The sequence below is a fragment of the Pseudomonas gingeri genome (assembly GCF_013385635.1).
Taxonomy (GTDB): Bacteria; Pseudomonadota; Gammaproteobacteria; order Pseudomonadales; family Pseudomonadaceae; genus Aquipseudomonas; species Aquipseudomonas gingeri_A.
The window spans coordinates 470,528-490,679 of record NZ_JACAPR010000011.1 but is presented as its reverse complement, the minus strand read 5'-3'; the positions used below and the strand labels follow the sequence as shown (position 1 = coordinate 490,679).

At 64.5% G+C, this 20,152-nt stretch carries 16 protein-coding genes and 1 riboswitch; of the genes, 8 read left to right on the top strand and 8 right to left on the bottom strand.

Annotated features, from left to right (window positions below; all coding sequences use genetic code 11):
- Positions 1 to 146: 146 nt before the first annotated feature.
- The 8 genes from HX851_RS16180 to atzF all read left to right on the top strand — a co-directional run bounded on the left by HX851_RS16180 (position 147) and on the right by atzF (position 10,926).
- A complete protein-coding gene (locus HX851_RS16180; protein ID WP_177059613.1) occupies positions 147 to 929 on the top strand; it encodes an MlaA family lipoprotein in 783 nt (260 codons plus the stop codon).
- A gap of 239 nt (positions 930 to 1,168) precedes the next feature.
- A riboswitch (guanidine-I (ykkC/yxkD leader) is annotated at positions 1,169 to 1,271 on the top strand.
- Between the two features lie 65 nt (positions 1,272 to 1,336).
- Complete coding sequence (locus HX851_RS16175) at positions 1,337 to 2,404, top strand: putative urea ABC transporter substrate-binding protein (protein ID WP_177065706.1); 1,068 nt, start codon at positions 1,337 to 1,339, stop codon at positions 2,402 to 2,404.
- Positions 2,405 to 2,418: 14 nt separating this feature from the next.
- Positions 2,419 to 3,234, top strand: a complete 816-nt coding sequence (locus tag HX851_RS16170; protein ID WP_177059617.1) for an ABC transporter permease — start codon at positions 2,419 to 2,421, stop codon at positions 3,232 to 3,234.
- Positions 3,231 to 4,028: an ABC transporter ATP-binding protein gene (locus HX851_RS16165; protein WP_177059619.1), complete on the top strand. Its 798-nt coding sequence runs from the start codon at positions 3,231 to 3,233 to the stop codon at positions 4,026 to 4,028. The genes HX851_RS16170 and HX851_RS16165 overlap by 4 nt, the downstream gene beginning before the upstream one ends.
- Positions 4,021 to 4,734 carry an urea amidolyase associated protein UAAP1 gene (locus tag HX851_RS16160; RefSeq protein ID WP_177059621.1) on the top strand — a complete coding sequence of 238 codons (714 nt, stop codon included), beginning with the start codon at positions 4,021 to 4,023 and terminating at the stop codon, positions 4,732 to 4,734. Before HX851_RS16165 ends, HX851_RS16160 begins: the two co-directional genes overlap by 8 nt.
- A gap of 10 nt (positions 4,735 to 4,744) precedes the next feature.
- Positions 4,745 to 5,371 (top strand): urea amidolyase associated protein UAAP2, encoded by a 627-nt coding sequence (locus HX851_RS16155; protein WP_177059623.1) that lies wholly within the window; start codon positions 4,745 to 4,747, stop codon positions 5,369 to 5,371.
- 183 nt (positions 5,372 to 5,554) lie between these two features.
- Positions 5,555 to 9,166: an urea carboxylase gene (gene uca, locus HX851_RS16150; RefSeq protein ID WP_177065708.1), complete on the top strand. Its 3,612-nt coding sequence runs from the start codon at positions 5,555 to 5,557 to the stop codon at positions 9,164 to 9,166.
- Complete coding sequence (atzF, locus tag HX851_RS16145) at positions 9,163 to 10,926, top strand: allophanate hydrolase (protein ID WP_177059628.1); 1,764 nt, start codon at positions 9,163 to 9,165, stop codon at positions 10,924 to 10,926. The genes uca and atzF overlap by 4 nt, the downstream gene beginning before the upstream one ends.
- A gap of 78 nt (positions 10,927 to 11,004) precedes the next feature.
- On the opposite strand, the gene HX851_RS16140 is transcribed toward atzF, so the two are convergent.
- The 8 genes from HX851_RS16140 to xylB form a co-directional block, all read right to left on the bottom strand.
- Positions 11,005 to 12,519: an aldehyde dehydrogenase (NADP(+)) gene (locus HX851_RS16140; RefSeq protein ID WP_177059630.1), complete on the bottom strand. Its 1,515-nt coding sequence runs from the start codon at positions 12,517 to 12,519 to the stop codon at positions 11,005 to 11,007.
- 25 nt (positions 12,520 to 12,544) lie between these two features.
- Entirely contained in the window at positions 12,545 to 13,543 is a 999-nt protein-coding gene (locus tag HX851_RS16135) for an ABC transporter permease (RefSeq protein ID WP_177065710.1), read from the bottom strand.
- Between the two features lie 26 nt (positions 13,544 to 13,569).
- A complete protein-coding gene (locus HX851_RS16130) occupies positions 13,570 to 15,093 on the bottom strand; it encodes a sugar ABC transporter ATP-binding protein (RefSeq protein ID WP_177059634.1) in 1,524 nt (507 codons plus the stop codon).
- 82 nt (positions 15,094 to 15,175) lie between these two features.
- Positions 15,176 to 16,264, bottom strand: a complete 1,089-nt coding sequence (locus HX851_RS16125) for a sugar ABC transporter substrate-binding protein (RefSeq protein WP_177065712.1) — start codon at positions 16,262 to 16,264, stop codon at positions 15,176 to 15,178.
- 84 nt (positions 16,265 to 16,348) lie between these two features.
- On the bottom strand, positions 16,349 to 17,059 hold the full coding sequence (gene rpiA / locus HX851_RS16120; protein ID WP_177065714.1) for a ribose 5-phosphate isomerase A: 711 nt from the start codon (positions 17,057 to 17,059) through the stop codon (positions 16,349 to 16,351).
- 41 nt (positions 17,060 to 17,100) lie between these two features.
- Entirely contained in the window at positions 17,101 to 17,940 is an 840-nt protein-coding gene (locus HX851_RS16115; RefSeq protein ID WP_177059640.1) for a MurR/RpiR family transcriptional regulator, read from the bottom strand.
- Positions 17,937 to 18,611 carry an HAD family hydrolase gene (locus tag HX851_RS16110; protein ID WP_177065716.1) on the bottom strand — a complete coding sequence of 225 codons (675 nt, stop codon included), beginning with the start codon at positions 18,609 to 18,611 and terminating at the stop codon, positions 17,937 to 17,939. Before HX851_RS16110 ends, HX851_RS16115 begins: the two co-directional genes overlap by 4 nt.
- Positions 18,612 to 18,634: 23 nt before the next feature.
- Positions 18,635 to 20,149, bottom strand: a complete 1,515-nt coding sequence (xylB, locus tag HX851_RS16105) for a xylulokinase (protein ID WP_177059644.1) — start codon at positions 20,147 to 20,149, stop codon at positions 18,635 to 18,637.
- Positions 20,150 to 20,152: the final 3 nt, after the last annotated feature.

Here is a 20,152-nt window from a genome sequence, read left to right as displayed (position 1 = left end):
CGATGCGCCATCTAAAACCATTCGGCGCGGCCCGTCATATATTTCAATCCGGCAATAAAGCGTCAATGGCGCAATAAAGCAGACATCTTCGCGCAAGGGACCAATGCCAGCATCGACCTCCCTTTTCCGCAGACTGGACTGTGCCTATGCACCCACTGACGTATTCCCCGCCCCTGGCTCGCCATGCCGCGCTGCTGCTGACCCTGTCCTGGCTGGCCGGCTGCACGACCCCGCCTGCCGTGCCCGACGAGACACAGTGCACGCAGGCTCCCACCGCGGTGTACGACCCGGCCGAGTCGATCAATCGTGGTGTGTTCGCTTTCAACCGTGCCGTGGACGACTACGCCATGGCACCCGTGGCTCGCGGTTATCGACACCTGCCGGAATTCTTCCAGCAAGGCGTGCACAACTTCGCCAGCAACTTCAGCGAGCCCAAGGTGTTTATCAACGATCTGCTGCAAGGCAACCCACGGCGTTCCATCAACACCTTGGGGCGCTTTGCGGTGAATACCACGGTGGGGATCGTCGGCTTGATCGACGTGTCCGATCCGATCGGCATCCCCCGGCACACCGCCGACTTCGGCCAGACCTTTGGCGTATGGGGGATCGGCAACGGCCCCATCGTCGAACTGCCATTGCTGGGGACGGGCAACAGCCGCGATGCCGCCGGGAAGGTCTTGAACTTCCTGGTTGCACCACTGGGGCACAGCGATACCGTGCAGGCCCTCGGGACCATCGATCTGGTGGGCGGCACCGTGGATACCCGGGCCTCGCTGTTGCCGCTTACCGACAGCCTGCAGCGGCTGCCGGATTACTACAGTGCCTTGCGTAATGTCGTGGCCGAACACCGAGCCGCCTTTGTCCAGGAAGGCAAGGAAGGCGCCACCACCGCGCAAGCGAGCCAGTGCCCGGGAACCGACGAGTTCTGAGTCCGCCCGCCGTCGGGGCTGCCGCACCAGTCGAGTGCGACCCGCCCCAACTCGGAGCGAACGCCGGGAACGGACCCAGGGCACAACAACCGGGTTCACCACCGGCGAACCTGCCCTGACCCGCCTGCGCCGCCCGCTACAGCCGTACGTGAAAAAAAACAGGTCGATCTGGCACGCCTCTGGCATTGCTCCGGATGTGCAGGAGTAGCGCGAGCCAAGTGCACCACAATTTGCGAAATGAAATAGTTGGCTAGGGTTCCGGCTCGCTGCAAGGCGAGTGACTGGTCCGAGAGCCAACGACCTCCAGTTGAGGTTACACGGCGGGATAAAAGCCCGGGAGACAGACCACCCATCGATACGGGTGTCGCGCTGCTCCCTGTCCGTCCACCCTCAACTGGAGTCCCACCATGCGAAAGCCCCGTCTATCCGCTTTCCTCGCAGCAGGCGTCGCCCTGTTGTTCAGCCTGTCTTCCCACGCCGCCGCCAAGACCGATTTCAATGTCTGCTGGACCATCTATGCGGGCTGGATGCCCTGGGAGTATGCCGCGGCGCAAGGTATCGTCGACAAGTGGGCCAAGAAGTACGGCATCCACATCAAGGTCACCCAGATCAACGACTACGTCGAGTCGATCAACCAGTACACCGCCGGCCAGTTCGATGGCTGCACCATGACCAACATGGATGCCCTGACCATACCCGCCGCCGGTGGCGTGGACAGCACCGCGCTGCTGCTCAGCGACTTCTCCAACGGCAACGACGGCATCGTCATCAAGGGCAGCGGCAAGACCGTCGCCGATCTCAAGGGCATGAACGTCAACCTGGTCGAGCTGTCGGTCTCCCACTACCTGCTGGCACGCGCCCTCGATAGCGTCGACCTGGTGGAAAAGGACCTGAAAGTCGTCAACACCTCCGACGCCGACATTTCCGCCGCCCTCAACACCGACGCGGTCCAGGCCGTGACCACCTGGAACCCGATGCTGGCCGATATCAAGGCCAAGCCCGGGGTCACCGAGGTATTCGACTCCAGCAAGATCCCCGGCGAGATCATCGACATGATGGTGGTCAACACCCAGACCCTCAAGGACAACCCCGCCCTGGGCAAGGCCCTGACCGGCGCGTGGTTCGAGGTCGTGGCACTGATGAGCGGCCAGTCCGCCGCCAGCGATGCGGCCCTGGAACACATGGCCAAGGCTTCCGGCACCGATCTGGCCGGTTTCAAGGCGCAATTGGCGACCACCCAGCTGTTCCATACCCCGCAACAGATGCTGGACTTCGTCGGTAGTGCGCAGTTGCCCAAGACCATGGACAAGGTCGCCGGATTCTCCTTCGAGCACGGCCTGCTCGGCGAAGGGGCCAAGGACAGCAGCGCGGTCGGCATGAGCTTCGCCCACGAGGTGACCCGCGGCGACAAGGGCAATCTCAAGCTGCGTTTTGATCCGGGCTACGTGCAGATGGCTGTCGACGGCAAGCTGTAAGCGGAGGACGCGCCATGCGCCTGATCAATCGTCATCCCGATCGTCCAACGCGGTTGTTGCTGGTGATCCTGCCCTTCGTGCTGTTGCTGTGCGCCTATTTCCTGGGTTCGGCACAGCGGCTGACGGACAACCCCAACGACAAGCTGCTGCCCAGCGCCGCGCAGATGGGCGATGCGGTGCAACGCCTGGCCTTCAGCGAGGACAAGCGCAGCGGCGGCTATGTACTCTGGCAGGACAGCGCATCGAGCCTGCGACGCCTGGCCATCGGTCTCGGCATCAGCGCCGTGGCGGGGTTGTGCCTGGGGATCGCTGCGGGTGCGCTGCCGTTGTTCGGCGCGCCGCTGTCACCGCTGCTGGTGGTGCTGTCCATGGTGCCGCCGCTGGCGATCCTGCCGATCCTGTTTATCGTCTTTGGCCTCGGCGAGCTGTCCAAGGTGATGCTGATCGTGATCGGCATCACCCCGATCCTGGCCCGCGACCTGGAACAGCGGGCACGGGAGATCCCCGTCGAACTGCTGATCAAGGCCCAGACCCTCGGTGCTTCGACCTGGACCCTGATCCTGCGGGTGGTCCTGCCACAACTGCTGCCACGCCTGCTGATTTCCCTGCGGCTGGTGCTAGGTTCGGCCTGGCTGTTCCTGATCGCGGCCGAAGCCATCGCCTCCGAGGATGGCCTGGGCTATCGGATCTTCCTGGTGCGCCGCTACCTGGCCATGGACGTGATCCTGCCCTATGTGGTGTGGATCACCCTGCTGGCCTGGCTGATGGACTGGGGCCTGCAGCGACTCACCCGGCGGGCCTTTCCCTGGTATGAAGGGGCGCGGTCATGAGCTTTATCCAGGTCAACAACCTGTGGCAGCAGTATGACGACCATGTGGTGCTGGAAGGGCTCAACCTGAGCATCGCCGAAGGCGAATTCTGCACCCTGGTCGGCACGTCGGGCTGCGGCAAATCGACCTTCCTGCGCCTGCTGCTGGGCCAGGAACGCGCCAGTCGCGGCGAAATCCTGCTCGACGGCCAAGCGCTGGCCTCGGAGCCGGACCCGAGCCGTGGCGTGGTGTTCCAGCGTTATTCGGTCTTCCCCCACCTGAGCGTGCTGGACAACGTCGCCCTCGGCCTGGAACTGCCCCGGGCCCCGCTGCTGGGGCGCCTGTTCGGCCAACGCAAGCGCGCCGCCCGCGAGCAGGCGGCGGCGCTGCTGCATCGGGTCGGCCTCGGCCACGCCCTGGACAAATACCCGGCGCAACTCTCCGGCGGCATGCAGCAGCGCCTGGCCATCGCCCAGGCACTGATCATGAAGCCGCGGGTGCTGTTGCTGGACGAACCCTTCGGCGCCCTCGATCCCGGCATCCGCAAGGACATGCACGTCCTGCTGCTGGAGCTGTGGCGGGAAACCCGGCTGACCGTGTTCATGGTCACCCACGACCTCAGCGAAGGCTTCAGCCTGGGCACGCGCCTGATGGTCTTCGACAAGGTCCGTATCGATCCCCATGCGCCCAATGCCTACGGGGCGCGCATCACTTACGACTTGCCGCTCAACAGCCGGCGCGACGAGGCCCGGGCGGCCCTCGCGACGTCGCTGCCGGGCGCACTCCAACCGATCAAGGAATTTCCCCATGAATGACACGCCTGTTTTTGCCGAAGAACGCCTGCCAGGCGGCGGCCACCTGTCCTTCGTGCTCAAGCGCGGACAACTGCTGCGCCTGAGCGATGTCCACGGCGGTGCCAACGTCAGCCTGATGCTGTTCAACGCCCACGAGAAAAGCGAGCGCCTGAACCTGCCTGACAGCCTCAAGTGCCAGCACACCGCCAACCTGACCGCCGGCCATTGCCTGTACTCGGACATGGGCCGTGTGTTGGCCACCATTACCCGCGATACCCGTGGCTGGAACGACAGCATCGGCGGCGTGCTCTGCGCCGAGGAAGTCGAACAGAAGTATGGCCGGGGGCGCTACCAGGAGCTGCGCAACGGCTTCTATCGCAACGGTGCCGACAACCTGCTGGTGGAGATGGGCAAGTGGGGGCTGGGCCTGTCCGACCTGTCCATGACCCTCAACCTGTTCAGCCGGGTCGATGTCGACGACCAGGGCGGACTGCACTTTGTCCCGGGTCATTCCAGGGCCGGTGATTGCATCGAACTCTACGCGCCGATGGACACCCTTTTCATCATCACCGCCCTGCAACACCCCATGGACCCGGCAACGGAGTACGCGCCCAAACCGGTGCACCTGACCTTCATGAACGCCGATGCCGGCGTTGCCGAGCACTGCCGCACTTCGCGTCCCGAGAATGTGCGCGGCTTCATCAATACCGACCGCCTGTTCGCCTGAGGAAGATGCCATGACCACACACCTGCACCCCGAATCGGCCCGCTACCGCGCCACCGTCCCGGCGGGCGAGCCCTGGCTCACCGAAGTGAAGGCCGGACAGACCCTGCGCATCCTCGACCTCGAAGGCAACCAGGCCGTCGACACGCTGTTCTACAGCGCCGCCAACCCGCGCGAACGCTACGACGTACAGCGCACCCTGCGGCGCCAGAACAACGTCTACCTGGGCACCGGCAGCGTGCTGTACTCGAACCTTGGCCGCCCGCTGCTGACCATCGTCGAAGACAACTGCGGTCGCCACGACACCCTCGGCGGCGCGTGCGCCCAGGAAAGCAACACCGTGCGCTACGCCCTGGACAAGGGCCATATGCACAGTTGCCGCGACAACTACCTGCGCGCCTGTTCCCGCGATGGCCGGCTGGGCAAAAGCGACATCGGCCCGAACATCAACTTCTTCATGAACGTACCAGTGACGCCCGAAGGCGCCCTGACCTTCGAGGACGGCATCTCCGCTCCCGGCAAGTACGTGCAACTGCGGGCCGAGATGGACGTGATCGTGCTGATCTCCAACTGCCCGCAACTGAACAACCCGTGCAACGGCTACAACCCCACTCCCGCGGAGCTGCTGATATGGGACTGAAGACCTGGTTCAGGCCCCTGCGGTCATGGCTGTTCATGCTCTGCCAGAGTCGTTCGGGCCAGACCCTGCCGCGCAAGCGGACCTGATCGCTGTCCGGGGACGGCCCCGAGACCCTTTCGAAAAACTGCGGGACGACCCGCACCCCAGCCGAGGCGGACCACTGCCGCCTCCAGGGAACCCGTCATGTTCGACACACTACTGATTGCCAATCGCGGCGCCATCGCCTGCCGCCTCCTGCGCACCTTGCGCGAGCTCGAGGTCAAGGGCGTTGCGGTCTATTCCGAAGCGGATATCACCAGCCGCCATATCCTTGAAGCCGATCTGGCCCTGAGCCTGGGTGACGGTGCCGCCGCCGACACCTACCTGGCGACGGAGAAAATCCTCGCCGCCGCCAGGGCCAGCGGCGCCCAGGCCATCCATCCGGGCTATGGTTTCCTCTCGGAAAACGCCGCCTTTGCCGAGGCCTGCGAGGCGGCCGGGATCGCCTTCGTCGGCCCGACACCGGAGCAACTGCGCTTGTTCGGCCTCAAGCACACCGCCCGCGCCCTCGCCCGCCAACACGGCGTACCGCTGCTGGAAGGCAGCGAACTGCTGGACAGTCTTGACGACGCCCTGCACGCCGCAACGCAAGTGGGCTACCCGATCATGCTCAAGAGCACCGCGGGCGGTGGTGGTATCGGCATGCGCGTGTGTCGTTCCGCCGAAGCGCTGCAGGATGCCTTCGAGACCGTCAAGCGCCTGGGTCAGAACAACTTCAGCAACGCCGGGGTATTTATCGAGAAATACATCCAGCGCGCCCGTCACCTGGAAGTCCAGGTCTTCGGTGATGGCGCCGGCGAAGTCCTGGCCCTGGGCGTGCGCGATTGCTCGGTGCAACGGCGTAACCAGAAAGTGCTGGAAGAAACCCCCGCACCCAACCTGCCCGAGGGCATGGCCGAAGCACTCTGCGCCGCCGCCGTACAGTTGGCCAAAGCGGTCAGTTATCGCAGCGCCGGCACTGTCGAATTCGTCTTCGACAGTGATGAGCAACGTTTCTATTTCCTGGAGGTGAACACCCGCCTGCAGGTCGAGCATGGTGTTACCGAACAGGTCTGGGGCGTCGACCTGGTGCGCTGGATGGTGCAACTGGCTGCCGGCGACCTGCCACCACTCGCCGAGTTGCGCGCCGGCCTGCAACCGCATGGCCACGCGGTACAGGCACGCCTGTATGCCGAGGATCCGGGCAAGGACTTCCAACCGAGCCCCGGTCTGCTGACGGCGGTCACATTTCCGCCGGCCGACGGCAAGACCTTGCGTATCGATACCTGGGTCGAGGCCGGTTGCGAGATCCCGCCCTACTTCGACCCGATGCTGGCCAAGGTCATCACCTGGGCCGAGAACCGCGAACAGGCGCGCCTGCAACTGCACCAGGCTCTCGGCGCCACTCAGTTGTACGGCGTCGAGACCAATCGCGACTACCTGCGGCAGATCCTGCTCGATGCGCCCTTTGCCGGCGGCCAACCCTGGACCCGCTGCCTGGAAGGCCTGGACTATCACGCCCAGACCTTCGAGGTGCTCGCCGGTGGCACCCAGACCAGCGTTCAGGACTACCCTGGACGCCAGGGCTACTGGGCCGTGGGCGTTCCCCCTTCAGGCCCCATGGACAGCCGGGCGCTACGCCTGGGCAACCAACTGCTGGGCAACCCCGAGAGTTGCGCGGGCCTGGAAATCACCATGAGCGGGCCGAGCCTGCGCTTCAATGCCGATGCCGTGGTGGCGGTGACCGGTGCGACATTGCCGGTGCTACTCGATGGCGTGGCGACGGCGATGAATACCACGCTGGCGATCAAGGCCGGTTCGCTGCTGAGCCTGGGCACCATCGCCGGGGCCGGTGCACGCAGTTACCTGTGCCTGCGCGGTGGCGTGCAGGTGCCGGATTACCTGGGCAGCAAAAGCACCTTCACCCTCGGCCAGTTCGGCGGTCACGGTGGCCGGGCTTTGCGGGCCGGCGATGTGCTGCACCTGGCCGCGCTGACAGACATCACGGCCGGCACGATGCTCCCCGAACACCCCGCACTGGCGGCGTTACGCACTATCCGGGTGATCTACGGCCCCCACGGAGCACCGGAGTACTTCACGGAAAACTACATCCGCACCTTCTTTGCCACCGACTGGGAAGTGCATTTCAACTCCAGTCGCACCGGCGTGCGCCTGATCGGCCCGAAACCCGAATGGGTCCGGGCCGACGGTGGCGAGGCCGGACTGCATCCGTCGAATATCCACGACAATCCCTATGCCATCGGCGCGGTGGATTTCACCGGTGACATGCCGGTGATTCTCGGCCCTGACGGCCCGAGCCTGGGGGGGTTCGTCTGCCCGGTGACCGTCATCGAGGCCGATCTCTGGCAACTGGGGCAACTCAAGGCCGGTGACAAGGTGCGCTTCGTGCCGTGCGACCTCGCCCAGGCACGCCGGCTTGCCATGGCTCCGCTGAACGCCGAACCCACCGCGCAAGCCCAACCAGCGTCGTATCCGACCCGGCTATCATCGCCGATTGTGCTGGACCTGGGCCGGGACGACACACGCCTGGTGGCGCGCCTGGCCGGCGACACCCACCTGCTGCTGGAAATCGGTGCCGCCGAACTCGACCTGGTATTGCGCTTCCGTGGACACGCCTTGATGCAGGCGTTGGAAAGCAAGCAGTTGCCCGGCGTCATCGATCTCACACCGGGTATCCGCTCGCTGCAGGTCCATTACCAACCCGAGCAACTGCCGCTGGAGCAATTGCTGGAGATCGTCAGCGGCGAGTGGGATGCGGTCTGTGCCGCCCGCGACCTGCAGGTGCCTTCGCGCATCGTGCACCTGCCGCTGTCCTGGGATGACCCGGCCTGCCAGCTGGCCATCGAGAAATACCTGACCACCGTACGCAAGGACGCGCCATGGTGCCCCAGCAACCTGGAGTTCATCCGCCGTATCAACGACCTGCCCGACCTCGATGAAGTGCAGCGCACGGTGTTCGACGCCAGCTACCTGGTGATGGGCCTGGGTGATGTCTATCTGGGTGCCCCGGTGGCGACACCGCTGGATCCCCGGCATCGGCTGGTGACCACCAAGTACAACCCGGCACGGACCTGGACCGCCGAGAACTCGGTGGGCATCGGCGGCGCCTACCTGTGCGTGTATGGCATGGAAGGCCCCGGCGGATACCAGTTCGTCGGGCGCACCTTGCAGATGTGGAACCGCTACCGCGAAGTGGCGGCCTTCGACGGCAAACCCTGGCTGTTGCGCTTCTTCGACCAGATCCGCTTCTACCCGGTCAGCGCCGAGGAGCTGCTGCGCATCCGCCGCGACTTCCCGCTGGGGCGCTTCGACCTGAATATCGAGCACAGCCAGTTGCGCCTCGCCGATTACCAGGATTTCCTCGCCAGCGAGGCGGACAGTATCCAGGCATTCCGCGACCGCCAGCAGGCGGCTTTCTCCGCCGAACGGCAGCGCTGGATCGACAGTGGCCAGGCGCATTTCGAAAGCACCGAAGCCGTTGCCGAAGCCCGCGAAGAAATGCTTCTGCCGGCTCATCAGACCGGGGTGGAAAGTCCCATCGCCGGCAATCTCTGGCAGGTCCGGGTGGCGGTCGGCGACTGGGTCGCGGCAGACACCGCACTGGTCGTGCTGGAGTCGATGAAGATGGAGATTCCGGTGCTGGCACCCTGTGCCGGGATCGTCCGTGAAGTACAGGTGCAACCCGGCTCTGCGGTACGCGCCGGACAACGGGTGGTGGTGATCGAGCCCGCTGCCATGACAGGAGAAAAATCATGAAACACGATCTGCGCCTGGATGTTCTGCGTGCCCGCTACACCCGTGGCGAATGCACGCCACGCCAGCTGATTCTCGCCTTGCGAGAACAGGCCGAAGCGTTGAACCCCGAGTTCAATATGTTTATCCACCTGCTCAGTGTCGCGGAACTGGAGCCTTACCTGGCCGCCCTTGAATCCGCCTCGATGGACACCCTGCCGTTGTACGGCGTGCCCTTTGCCATCAAGGACAACATCGACCTGGCCGGCATCCCCACGACGGCGGCCTGTCCGGCATTTGCCTATACCCCGCCGCATTCGGCAACCCTGGTCCGGCAACTGATCGACCTCGGCGCCGTACCGCTGGGCAAGACCAATCTCGACCAGTTCGCCACCGGCCTCAACGGTACCCGCTCGCCCTATGGACCCTGCCGCAACAGCGTGCTCGAGCAGTACCCTGCCGGTGGTTCCAGCGCGGGATCGCCCCTGACCGTGGCCCTGGGCCTGACCAGCTTTGCCCTGGGCACCGACACCGCCGGCTCGGGCCGGGTGCCCGCGGCGCTGAACAACCTGGTGGGACTCAAGGCCACCAAGGGGCTGCTGTCCACGGCGGGCGTGGTGCCGGCCTGCCGCACCCTCGATTGCGTGACCACCTTCACCGCCACTGCCGCCGAGGCCAGCCGTTTGCTGGCGCTGACCGCGCAGGCGGACCCCGCGGACGACTACAGCCGCACCAATCCGGCCTGGAACGATGGCCTGGCATTCGGCGCCGTGCGGCCCTTCCGCTTTGGTCTGCCGCACGCGCAGGACCTGGAGTTCTTTGGCTGCAACGAGGGGCCTGGGCTGTTTGCCGCGGCGGTCGAGCGGTTGCAGGCACTGGGCGGCGAAGCGGTCAGCCTCGACCTGTCGCCGTTTCTCGAAGCCGCGCGTTTACTCTATGAGGGCCCGTGGGTAGCCGAACGCTACAGCGTCGTCGGCGAACTGGCGCAGACCCGCCCGGAAGCCGTACTGCCGGTGATCCATGCGGTGCTGGCGAAAGCCCCGCAGGTCACCGGCGTGCAAACCTTCCGCGCGCAGTATCGACTGCAGGCGCTCAAGGCCGAGTGTGACCGCCTGATGGCCGGGCTCGATTGCGTCCTGACGCCCACCATCGGCCGCCCGGTGACCCTCGCCGAACTGGCCGACGAACCGGTCCTGCGCAATGCCGAACTGGGCTACTACACCAACTTCATGAACCTGCTGGACTATGCCGCCGTCGCCGTCCCCAGCGATTTCATGAGCAACGGCCTGCCCTGGGGTGTGACGTTGTTTGGTCGCGCCTTCACCGACCAATACCTGCTGAGCCTGGCCAACGCCTATCAGGGCGGCAAGGCGCCCGAGCAACCGGCTCGCAATGACCAAGCGCGCCTGGTGGTCTGCGGCGCACACCTGGACGGCCTGGCGCTCAACTGGCAGCTCCGGCAACGCGGCGCGCGGCTGCTGGAAAGCACCCACAGCTCGGCGGATTATCGCCTGTATGCGCTGGCCGGCGGCCCGGTGAGACGCCCCGGAATGGTCCGGGTCGCCGAGGGCGGCGTGGCCATCGCGGTCGAGGTCTGGCAATTGCCCAGCCGCGAGCTCGGTTCATTCCTGACCGGGATCCCGGCACCGCTCGGACTGGGCAAGGTGCAGTTGGCGGATGGGCGCTGGGAGACCGGTTTCATCTGCGAAGGCCATGGCCTTGAAGGTGCCACGGATATCAGCGCCCTGGGTGGATGGCGCGCCTGGTTGTCGACGCAATCCTGAGTCAATGATCGTTCCCACGCTCCAGCGTGGGAATGCCTCACTGAACCTTCTGCGTCAGCCGCGAAATGCCCCCTTCAACTAACGCAAATCCCCGGGCAACAACATCTCCGGAATATTCTGATAGCTGACCATGCGCAGGAAACGGCGGATCGCCATGGTGCCGACGGACGTTGCACCGAAGTTGGTCGACGCAGGATAAGGGCCGCCATGGACCATGGCGTCACACACCTCGACACCGGTCGGGAAGCCGTTGGCAAGGAGACGTCCGGCCTTGCGTTCGAGCACCGGCAGCAGGCGCGACGCGACCTCGGTATCGGCTTCGTCCATATGGATCGTGCACGTCAGTTGCCCCTCCAGCGAGCGCGCCACCTGCAGCAGCTCATCGATGTCCGCCACCGTCACCACCAGGCCCAGCGGGCCGAAGACTTCATGCCCCAGCGTGGCATTGGCCAGCCATTCCCGACCGGTCGTGGCAAACAGATAGGGACTGGCGTTACGCAGGTCACAGGATGAGCCAAGGACTTCACGCACTCCGGCCGTGCCCGCTACCCGGTCACGTCCGGCACGGTAGGCAACCGCCATGGCATCGGTCAGCATCACCTGTGCGCCCACCGGCTCAAGGGCGCGGACCGTCGCCTCGATAAAGCCATTGGCTTCTGCTCCTTCGAGCAGGATGCAGAGACCCGGATTGGTGCAGAACTGACCCGCCCCCAGGGTGAGGGAAGCGGCCCAACCGTTGCCGATCTCGGTGCCGCGCGCGGCCAGTGCATGGGGCAGCAGGAACATCGGGTTCACCGAACCCAGCTCGCCAAAAAACGGAATCGGTTCAAAACGCTTGGCACACAAATCGAACAGTGCCCTGCCCGCTCCCAGCGAACCGGTGAAACCGACCGCCTTGATCAGCGGATGCTGGACCAGATGCTGGCCGACAACCCGCGAACCACCGTGGACCAGGCTGAATACCCCCGGATGAACCGCGCATTTTTCGATGGCGGCACGGATCGCCTCGGCAACGATCTCACTGGTCCCCGGATGAGCCTCATGGCCTTTGACCACAACCGGACAACCCGCTGCCAGGGCGGACGCCACATCGCCACCGGCCGTGGAGAAAGCCAGGGGGAAATTAGAGGCGCCGAACACCGCCACCGGTCCGATCGGGCGTTGCATCAGGCGAATATCGGGGCGCGGCACTGGCTGGCGATCCGGCAGCGCCCGGTCATGCCGGCGATCAAGATAGTCGCCCGCCAGGATATGCGCGGCAAACGACCGTAGCTGTCCCACGGTACGCCCGCGTTCGCCCTGCAAGCGCGCCTCGGGCAGACCGGTTTCCAGCGCGCCGATGGCCGTGATGATCGCCGCACGGGCCTCGATTTCATCGGCAATGGTTTCCAGGAACGTCGCCCGCGACTCGCGGCTGGCATGGCCGTAGCTCCAGAAAGCATCCTCCGCCGCCTCGCAGGCGCGGTTCACCAGATCGACATCCCCTGCCGAAAAGCGCTGTGCCGGGCCCTGGATCGGTGCGTTGGAAAAGGTGCTGTCGCTCGCCACCCATTGGCCGGCGACAAGGTGTTTGCCATGCGGAGTAAAAGACATTGCCGTTTCCTGAAGTTGGGATAAGTCAGCCGAAGTAGCGCACGCGAATGGCATCGATAGCGACCGCGATAAAGATCATCACCCCACCGATCATGCCGACATAGAACGAAGGCACATTGACAATCGCCAGGCCGACCTGGATCACGGTCAGCAGCAGCACACCGCCCAGCACACCCTTCACATTGCCGCGCCCGCCGAACACACTGACGCCACCGATGATGGGCGCCGCAATGGCATAGAGCAGGTAGCTCGCCCCCTGGCTGGAGGTGATCGCCATCTGCCAGGAAGCCAGGAGAAAGCCGGCCAGCGCCGCCAGGAACCCGGAGATCGTGTAGGTGATGATCTTCACCCGGTTGACCCGGATCCCGGCGGAATTCGAGGCGATCGGGTTACCGCCCACGGCGTAGATCGAGCGACCCAGCACCGTGCGCTTGAGCACCACGCCGATCACCGCCAGCGCCACCAGGAACACCACCGGCATCAGTGGCCAACCATCGATCGTCACCTGGCCGATCCAGATATAGCCGTCGGCCATATTGGTCAGGGTCGTGCCCTGGGTCAGCGCCAGCAAGGCGCCTTGCAGGATGATCATCATCGCCAGGGTTTCGATCAGCGAGACCATTTTCAGGCGGGTGATGCACAACCCGTTGAAAAAGCCGATCAGGGTGCCGACCGCCAGGCCGATGGCCACGGCGACAAACCAGGGCAGGCCCCAGCTGGAATACGCCAGCGCACCCACCGCCGACGAAAAGCCGGCGTTGGCCGGAATCGACAGGTCGATCTCGGCCACCAGCAGCGGCAATGCCACCGCCAGCCCCAGGGTCCCCAGCACCGTCGCCTGCACCATCACGTTCTGCAGGTTGAACAAGGTGAAGAAGAATTCGTTGAACGTACCGAACAGGGCCACCAGTGCGATGAGCCAGATCCAGACGACATTGTGTAACACCCAGCCCAATACGGCCGGGCCGTTGATTCTGGTCGCGGCAGGCGACACCCCGTTGCCGGGACTGGTCAGAGTTCTCATACCCGTGTCTCCACTCTTTTTATTGTTCAACTGCCTGATCCCTGTACCGATGCGCGGATGCGCTCGACGGTGATGTCCTCTCCCGTCAATGTTTCCTTGATCGTGCCCTGGTCGAAAATGCACACCCGATCCACCGCGCGGACCAGTTCGTCGGTGTCGCTGGACACGATGATCACCGCCACGCCGGCATCGCTGAGTTCATCGATGATGCGCAGCACGTCTTGCTTGACGCCCATGTCGATGCCACGGGTCGGCTCGTCGACCATCAGCAGGCGCGGCCGGGTCGCGAGCACGCGGCCCAGGCAGACCTTCTGCTGGTTGCCGCCACTGAGGGTATTGACCGAGTAGTCCGGGTTGGGCGCCTTGACTCCCATCGCGGCAAAGTAATGCCCGATCACCGACGCTTCGGCCTCGGTGTCGATAAAACCCAGGCGGGTCCGCGCGCCGAGGGACGACATGGCGATATTGCTGCCGATCGACATCGGCCCCACCGCGCCGTCACGCCGGCGGTCGTCGGAGAGATAGGCGATACCGGCATCGAACGCCGCCCGTGGCGAGCGTGGCAGCGCCCGCGCGGCTTCACCGCCGATGGCCAGCGTGCCCAACGCCGGGTGCAGGCCGAAGATCGCCCGGGCCATTTCCTTCGCGCCGGCACCCGGCAGGCCGGTGAATCCCACCACCTCCCCCGGACCGATGTCGAGGCGATCCAGGGACAGCCACTTGCCCCGCACGCCCCGCAGCGAGATCGCCGGCGGCTTGCCGGCGTGATCGCGGCGCTTGCGCTGGAACAGCTCGACGCCATGACCGATCACCAGTTCCGTCAGTTGCTCGGAGGTCATCGAACCGATGTCGTCGCAGGTCCCGGCCAGGCTGCCATCACGCAACACCGTGACCGCGTCGCAGATCTCCAGGATCTCGTCGTTGTAGTGGGAGATGAAGATGAAGGTCACCCCTTTGCCCTTCAGGCGCAGCATGAAGTCGAACAGCTGGCGCCGGTCGACCACGGTCAGCGACGCCGTCGGCTCATCGAGGATGATCACCTTGCCCCCGGAGAACATGGCCCGGAGGATATTCAGTTTGCGCCGTGCCACCGCATCCAGCTGGCCGGCCAGGGCAGCCGGGTCGATGCCGGAGCCATCGAGCATCCGCGCGGCATCGGCGCCCAGCTGCTTCCAGTCGACAAAACCGTTACGGGTCGGCCAGATACCCAGCATCAGGTTTTCCGCGGCCGTCAGGTTGCCGATGATCATCGGTTCCTGCGTAACGAGGAACACCCCGGCCTGCTCCATGGCCTTGACGTCCACCTGCTTGAGCGGCCGGCCGTCCATGAGAATCTGCCCGGAGGTGGGGATCACCTGGCCGGAGATGATCCCCACCAGCGTGGACTTGCCCGCGCCGTTTTCCCCCAGCAGCCCATGGATCGAGCCCCGACGGATCTGCGTGGTGACGCCGCGCAAGGCGTGGACCGGACCGTAGCTCTTGGCGACGTTGTCGATCCGCAGGATCGTGTCGTCCATCGCTGTGCCGGCCTGGGTGTCGTGTAGGGTCATGTTGTTTTCTCACCATCACCGTGTCGGATGAACATCGCGGCAGAGCTTCACTCTGCTGCGACAACCGCAGCCCGCGAGACCATCACTTGGAAGGCACGCCCCAGACTTTCTCCGCGACATAACCCCAGTGGCGCTTGTCGTCGACGTTGTCGGAGTTGATCACGAAGGCCGGGATGATCAGGGTCGGGCCGGTCTTGCCCTGGACAATTTCCCCCGACTCCCAGAAGTAGTCCTTGTTCTGGTAGGTGCCCAGCGGTACCGCCTGGCCATTGAGGGCATACTTGGTGATCATTTCGACGGCGATGCCGCCATAGGCCACCGGGTCCTGGGACACGCAGGCGTCCATGTAACCGTCCTTGATCCAGTCCAGGGCCACCGGTTCACCGTCGATATTGATGAAAATGACATGGCCTTTCTCGCCAACCTTCTTCCAGCGATCCTTCTGCTTGAGCGCCGCCGCGATACCGCGCGAAGGCGAGTCCGAAGGAGCATGCACCGCGTCCAGGTCGGGGAACTCGGAGAGGGTCGACAGCGTCACTGCCTGCATCTTGTCCAGCAGGCCTTCGGTGGGACGGGCCAGGTACTTGATCTGCGGGTACTTGGCGAACACCGAGTCCATGCCCTCCTTGCGCAGGCGCCAGGCCACCGAGGCCAGGGCGCCGAAGCAATTGAGTACGGTGCCCTTGGGGCTGCCGTATTTGGCGACCAGGCGCTTGACGATTTCCTCGGCGGCCATTACGCCGCCCTTGAAGTTGTCGAAACTGACGGTAATGGCGACATCGCCCCCGTCGGCCGGGGTATCGATGATGCCCACCGGAATCTTGCGCTGGTTATAACGCTTGATGGCCGAGACAATGGCCTGGCTGTCGATGGGATCGGAGATGATCGCCGAGGGCTGGGACAACATCAGGCTTTGCCATTGGCCGAGTTGGGTGGTGGTGTCGAAGCTGGCGTTGGTCGCCTGGAACTTGCCCGACTGCGCCTGGACGGCACGCTTGACCGACTCCTCCTGAATGACGAAGAAGTAGTAGTCCAGGCTCTTGTTCGAATAGGCGACCGATAGCGGGGTCTGCGCAAAGGCACTGCGCCCCAGCATCGCGCCCAGTCCAAGTACCACACCACCGGCCAACACACTACGGCGGCTCACGTTAGATAGATTGACTTTTTTCATGGGATCAACTCCGACTTATTATTGTAGGTTTAATACTATCTTTCGCCTTGTTTCACGCAGGTGCGGCCTTGCCTGGAGCACCGGTTATCGCAGACGGACGTAAGAAGATCCGTCGAAACAGCCCACCACCATGCCAACGGCTTCGCGAGTGAACAGGCCGTTCTCGACCACGCCCGGAATACGGTTGAGCTCGATTTCCAGCGGTGCCGGATCGCCGATGACCGGACCGCAATGGCAGTCGAGAATGAAGTTGCCGCTGTCGGTGACCACCGGCTGCCCATCGCGCAGCCGGCGAATGATCGTCACCTCGTTGATGCCCTGTCGGGCCAATACCCGCTTGACCAGGCGCTCAGTCTGTTTCCAACCGAACTGCACCACTTCCACCGGCAGCGGGAACTGGCCCAGGCAGTCGACGATCTTGCTCTCGTCACACACGCAGATCATGCGTTTGGACGCATGGGCGATGATCTTCTCCCAGAGCAGGCAGGCACCACCGCCCTTGATCATGTTGAACTGGCGGTCGATCTCGTCCGGGCCGTCGACGGTCAGGTCGAGCTCGCCGATCTCGTTGGGATCGATGATCTCGATGCCCACTTCCCGCGCCACATCGTTGGTCGAGCGGGAGGTGGTGGTGCAGGTCAGTTGCAGGCCATTGGCGACATGCTTGCCCAGTTCGCGAACGAAGAAATGCGAGGTGGTGCCGGACCCCAGGCCCAGTTTCATGCCATCACGCACGAACTCCTCGATCACCCGGCGGGCGGCGACCTTCTTCGCTTCGTTCTGTTGGTTACTCATCTGCTACTCCTATCGGGCAGTTTCCCCACAGGTCATGGGGGTCAAATCTTGTCGGTCCGCCATGAGTCGAGGGCGGTCAGTTGATCAGGGAACTGGCTGCCACTGGCGACGGCGATGGCGGCTACCAGCATGTTGGTCACCAGGTGATGGTTCAGCCGCGATGCCAGGGGCGTCATCAGTTCGGTATGTTCATAGGGCTTGACCGCGATCAGCACATCGGAGACCCGTGACAGGGGACTGTCATCGGCGGCAATGGACACCACCTTGGCCCCGGCCTTGCGGGCGGCGGTGGCGACGTCGACCATCTGCCGGGTGTGGCCGGACTGGGAAAAGATCAGCGCCACTTCGCCCGCCCGCGCGCCTTCGGCATGCATCTCCTGGCGCTTGCTGCCCAGCAGTGCCTGGCAGCGCAGGCCCAGGCGCTGGAACTTGTGCTCGGCATCCAGGGCGTTGACCACGGAAATTCCCGTGGCGTAGATGCCGATCCAGCTCGCCGCCTGCAGCAGCCGGGCACCTTCGGCCACCCGTTCGGGTGCCAGGTCCTCGGCCAGGCGCTGGATCGCATTCAGCGAGTTGCGACAGGTCTTGCGCACGATGTTGTCGATGCTGTCATCGGGAATGATCTGCTCGTAGGCAAAAGGCGCCGACGGCACCAGGCTCTGTACCAGGTGCAGCTTCAATTCCTGATAGCTCTCGAAACCGAAGCGCCGGCAGAAACGCATCACGGTCGGGTCGCTGACCGAACAGGTTTCCGAGAGCTTGGCCATGCTCATCTGCAGGACTTTCGAAGGCGAAGTGGAAACGAAGTTGGCCACCCGACGCTCGGCCCGGTGCATGTCTTTGCTTTCAAGAATGATGCGTTGCAGCAAACTGACGGTCATACCCGCTCCTTGACGATTAGTGGGCTGCGTTGTAACAGATCGGCCAGACGGTTCAAGCGCTGCTCCGCGCAAATGTCCACATGGGGACCACCGCCCCAGGGCACCACGAAGAACGGCACACCCGCCGCATAGGCGGTCATCTGGTCGACACGGGTGTCACCGACATAGGCCCACTCGTCCGAAGCCAGGTCCATCGCCTGCGCCACGGCCAGCAAATGCCCGGGATCCGGCTTGCACGCCGGCACCGCATCGGCGCCCAGGGCCACCTCGAACAAGTCCGCCAGCCCCAGCTGTTCCAGGACCTTGCCGGTAACGGCGTGGTTCTTGTTGGTACAGATACCCAGGCGGATACCGGCTTCGCGCAGGGCCTGGAGGTCTTCACGCACATGCGGGAAAAACCGCGTGCGCCCCGCCGGATCGTCCATATAGGCCTGCAGGTAGCCATCGAAGGCACGCTGTACCTGGGAGTCGTCGTAAGGAATCGCAAGGTCTTCGAGGATGTCGACGATCAGCCGCCGCGGCCCGTTGCCGAGAAACGTCTCGACATGCGCCGGATCGAGTTCGGGCCAGCCGTTCAACGCGAAACCGATATTCAAGGCCTTCGCGATATCGGACGCACTGTCGATAAGCGTCCCGTCAAGATCGAAAATCAGCGCGCAATAGACGGACATGAATCAGACTCCAGAAAAAATGACTAATCGAAAATGGGCGCACCGAGCTCTGCGAAGGTTTCCCTGAGCGTCGGATAAAGGCTGTGATAGAGGCGATGGGCACGGGCGAAGACCTCGGCCGTCGCGCCATCGGGCGCCTGGCGGGTAATGGCGCGACAGCTCGCCGCCGCACTCGCCGGATCAGCCCAGACCCCCACCGCCAGCCCGGCCACCAACGCCGCGCCGAACGCCGCGCCCTCGGCGGCCCCTTCGGTGGTCAGCACGTCGCAACCGAAGATATCCGCCTGCAACTGGCGCCACAGCGGCGAACGCGCGCCGCCACCGGAGGCCTTGATCACATGGCCGTCGATACCCAGGGGCTTCATCAGGGCATGCATATCGGCCAGGGCATGTACCGCCCCTTCCATGACGGCACGGGCCATGTCGCCCCGGCCATGGCGCGCGGTCAGGCCGACGAAGGCGGCACGCAACAGCGGATCGGGATGCGGGCAGCGCTCACCGTTCAAATAGGGAAGGAACAGCAGGCCATGGGCGCCGGCCGGGCTCTTCGCCGCTTCGGCGACGATCTGCTCGAATGACGGCACGACGCCGCTGGCGTCCGCACAGAAGGTGTCGCGAAACCAGTTCATCGAACCACCGGCGTTCAGCGACACGCCCATGCAATGCCATTTGTCCGCGGCGACGTTGCAGAAAATCTGCAAACGCCCGTCCGGATTGTCCCGGGGCTCATCCAGGGCGGCGGCGAGAATGCCTGCCGTGCCGATGGTGGTCTGCAATTCGCCCGGTGCGATCACGCCGGAGCCGAGGGTCTGGATCACCGAATCGCCGCCGCCGCCGGCCACCGGCGTACCCACGGGCAGGCCGAACAACGCGGCGCCCGTGGCACTGACCCGCGCCGAAATCACCTGCGACTCGAACACCGGCGGCAACAGCCCGGGATCGATCCTCAGTTGCTCGATCAGCCCACTCGCCCATTGCCGCGAACGCACATTGAACAGGCCCGTGCCCGAAGCGTCGGAGACTTCGCTGGCGACTTCACCGGTCAGGCGCAGGCGCAGGTAGTCCTTGGGATTGAGCACAGTGGTCAGGCGTGCGAAAAGCTCGGGCTCGTGCCGCTGCATCCAGACAATCTTGCCGCCGGTATAACCCACCAGCATGCGGTTGTCGGTGGCCGCCAGCAACCCGTCCAGGCCGCCGGCGGTATCGGTGATCCACTCGCACTCCGCGGCGTTGCGCTGGTCGTTCCACAGGATCGCCGGGCGCAGCACCTGCTGCGCCGCATCGAGCGGCACCAGCCCGTGCATCTGTCCGGACAGGCCGATGCCGAGCAGTTCCACACCGGAGGCCTTGGCCAGCACACCGGCGATGGCGCGCCGGGCGCCGTCGATCCACAGTTCAGGGTCCTGCTCGGTCCAGCCGGGTCGCGGTTGAGAAAGCGGATACGTCGCCGTGTCGGCGGCAATCACCGCGCCATGGACGTCGAGCAGCAATGCCTTGCAGCCCGAGGTGCCGATATCGATGCCAATAAGCGCCTGCATGGC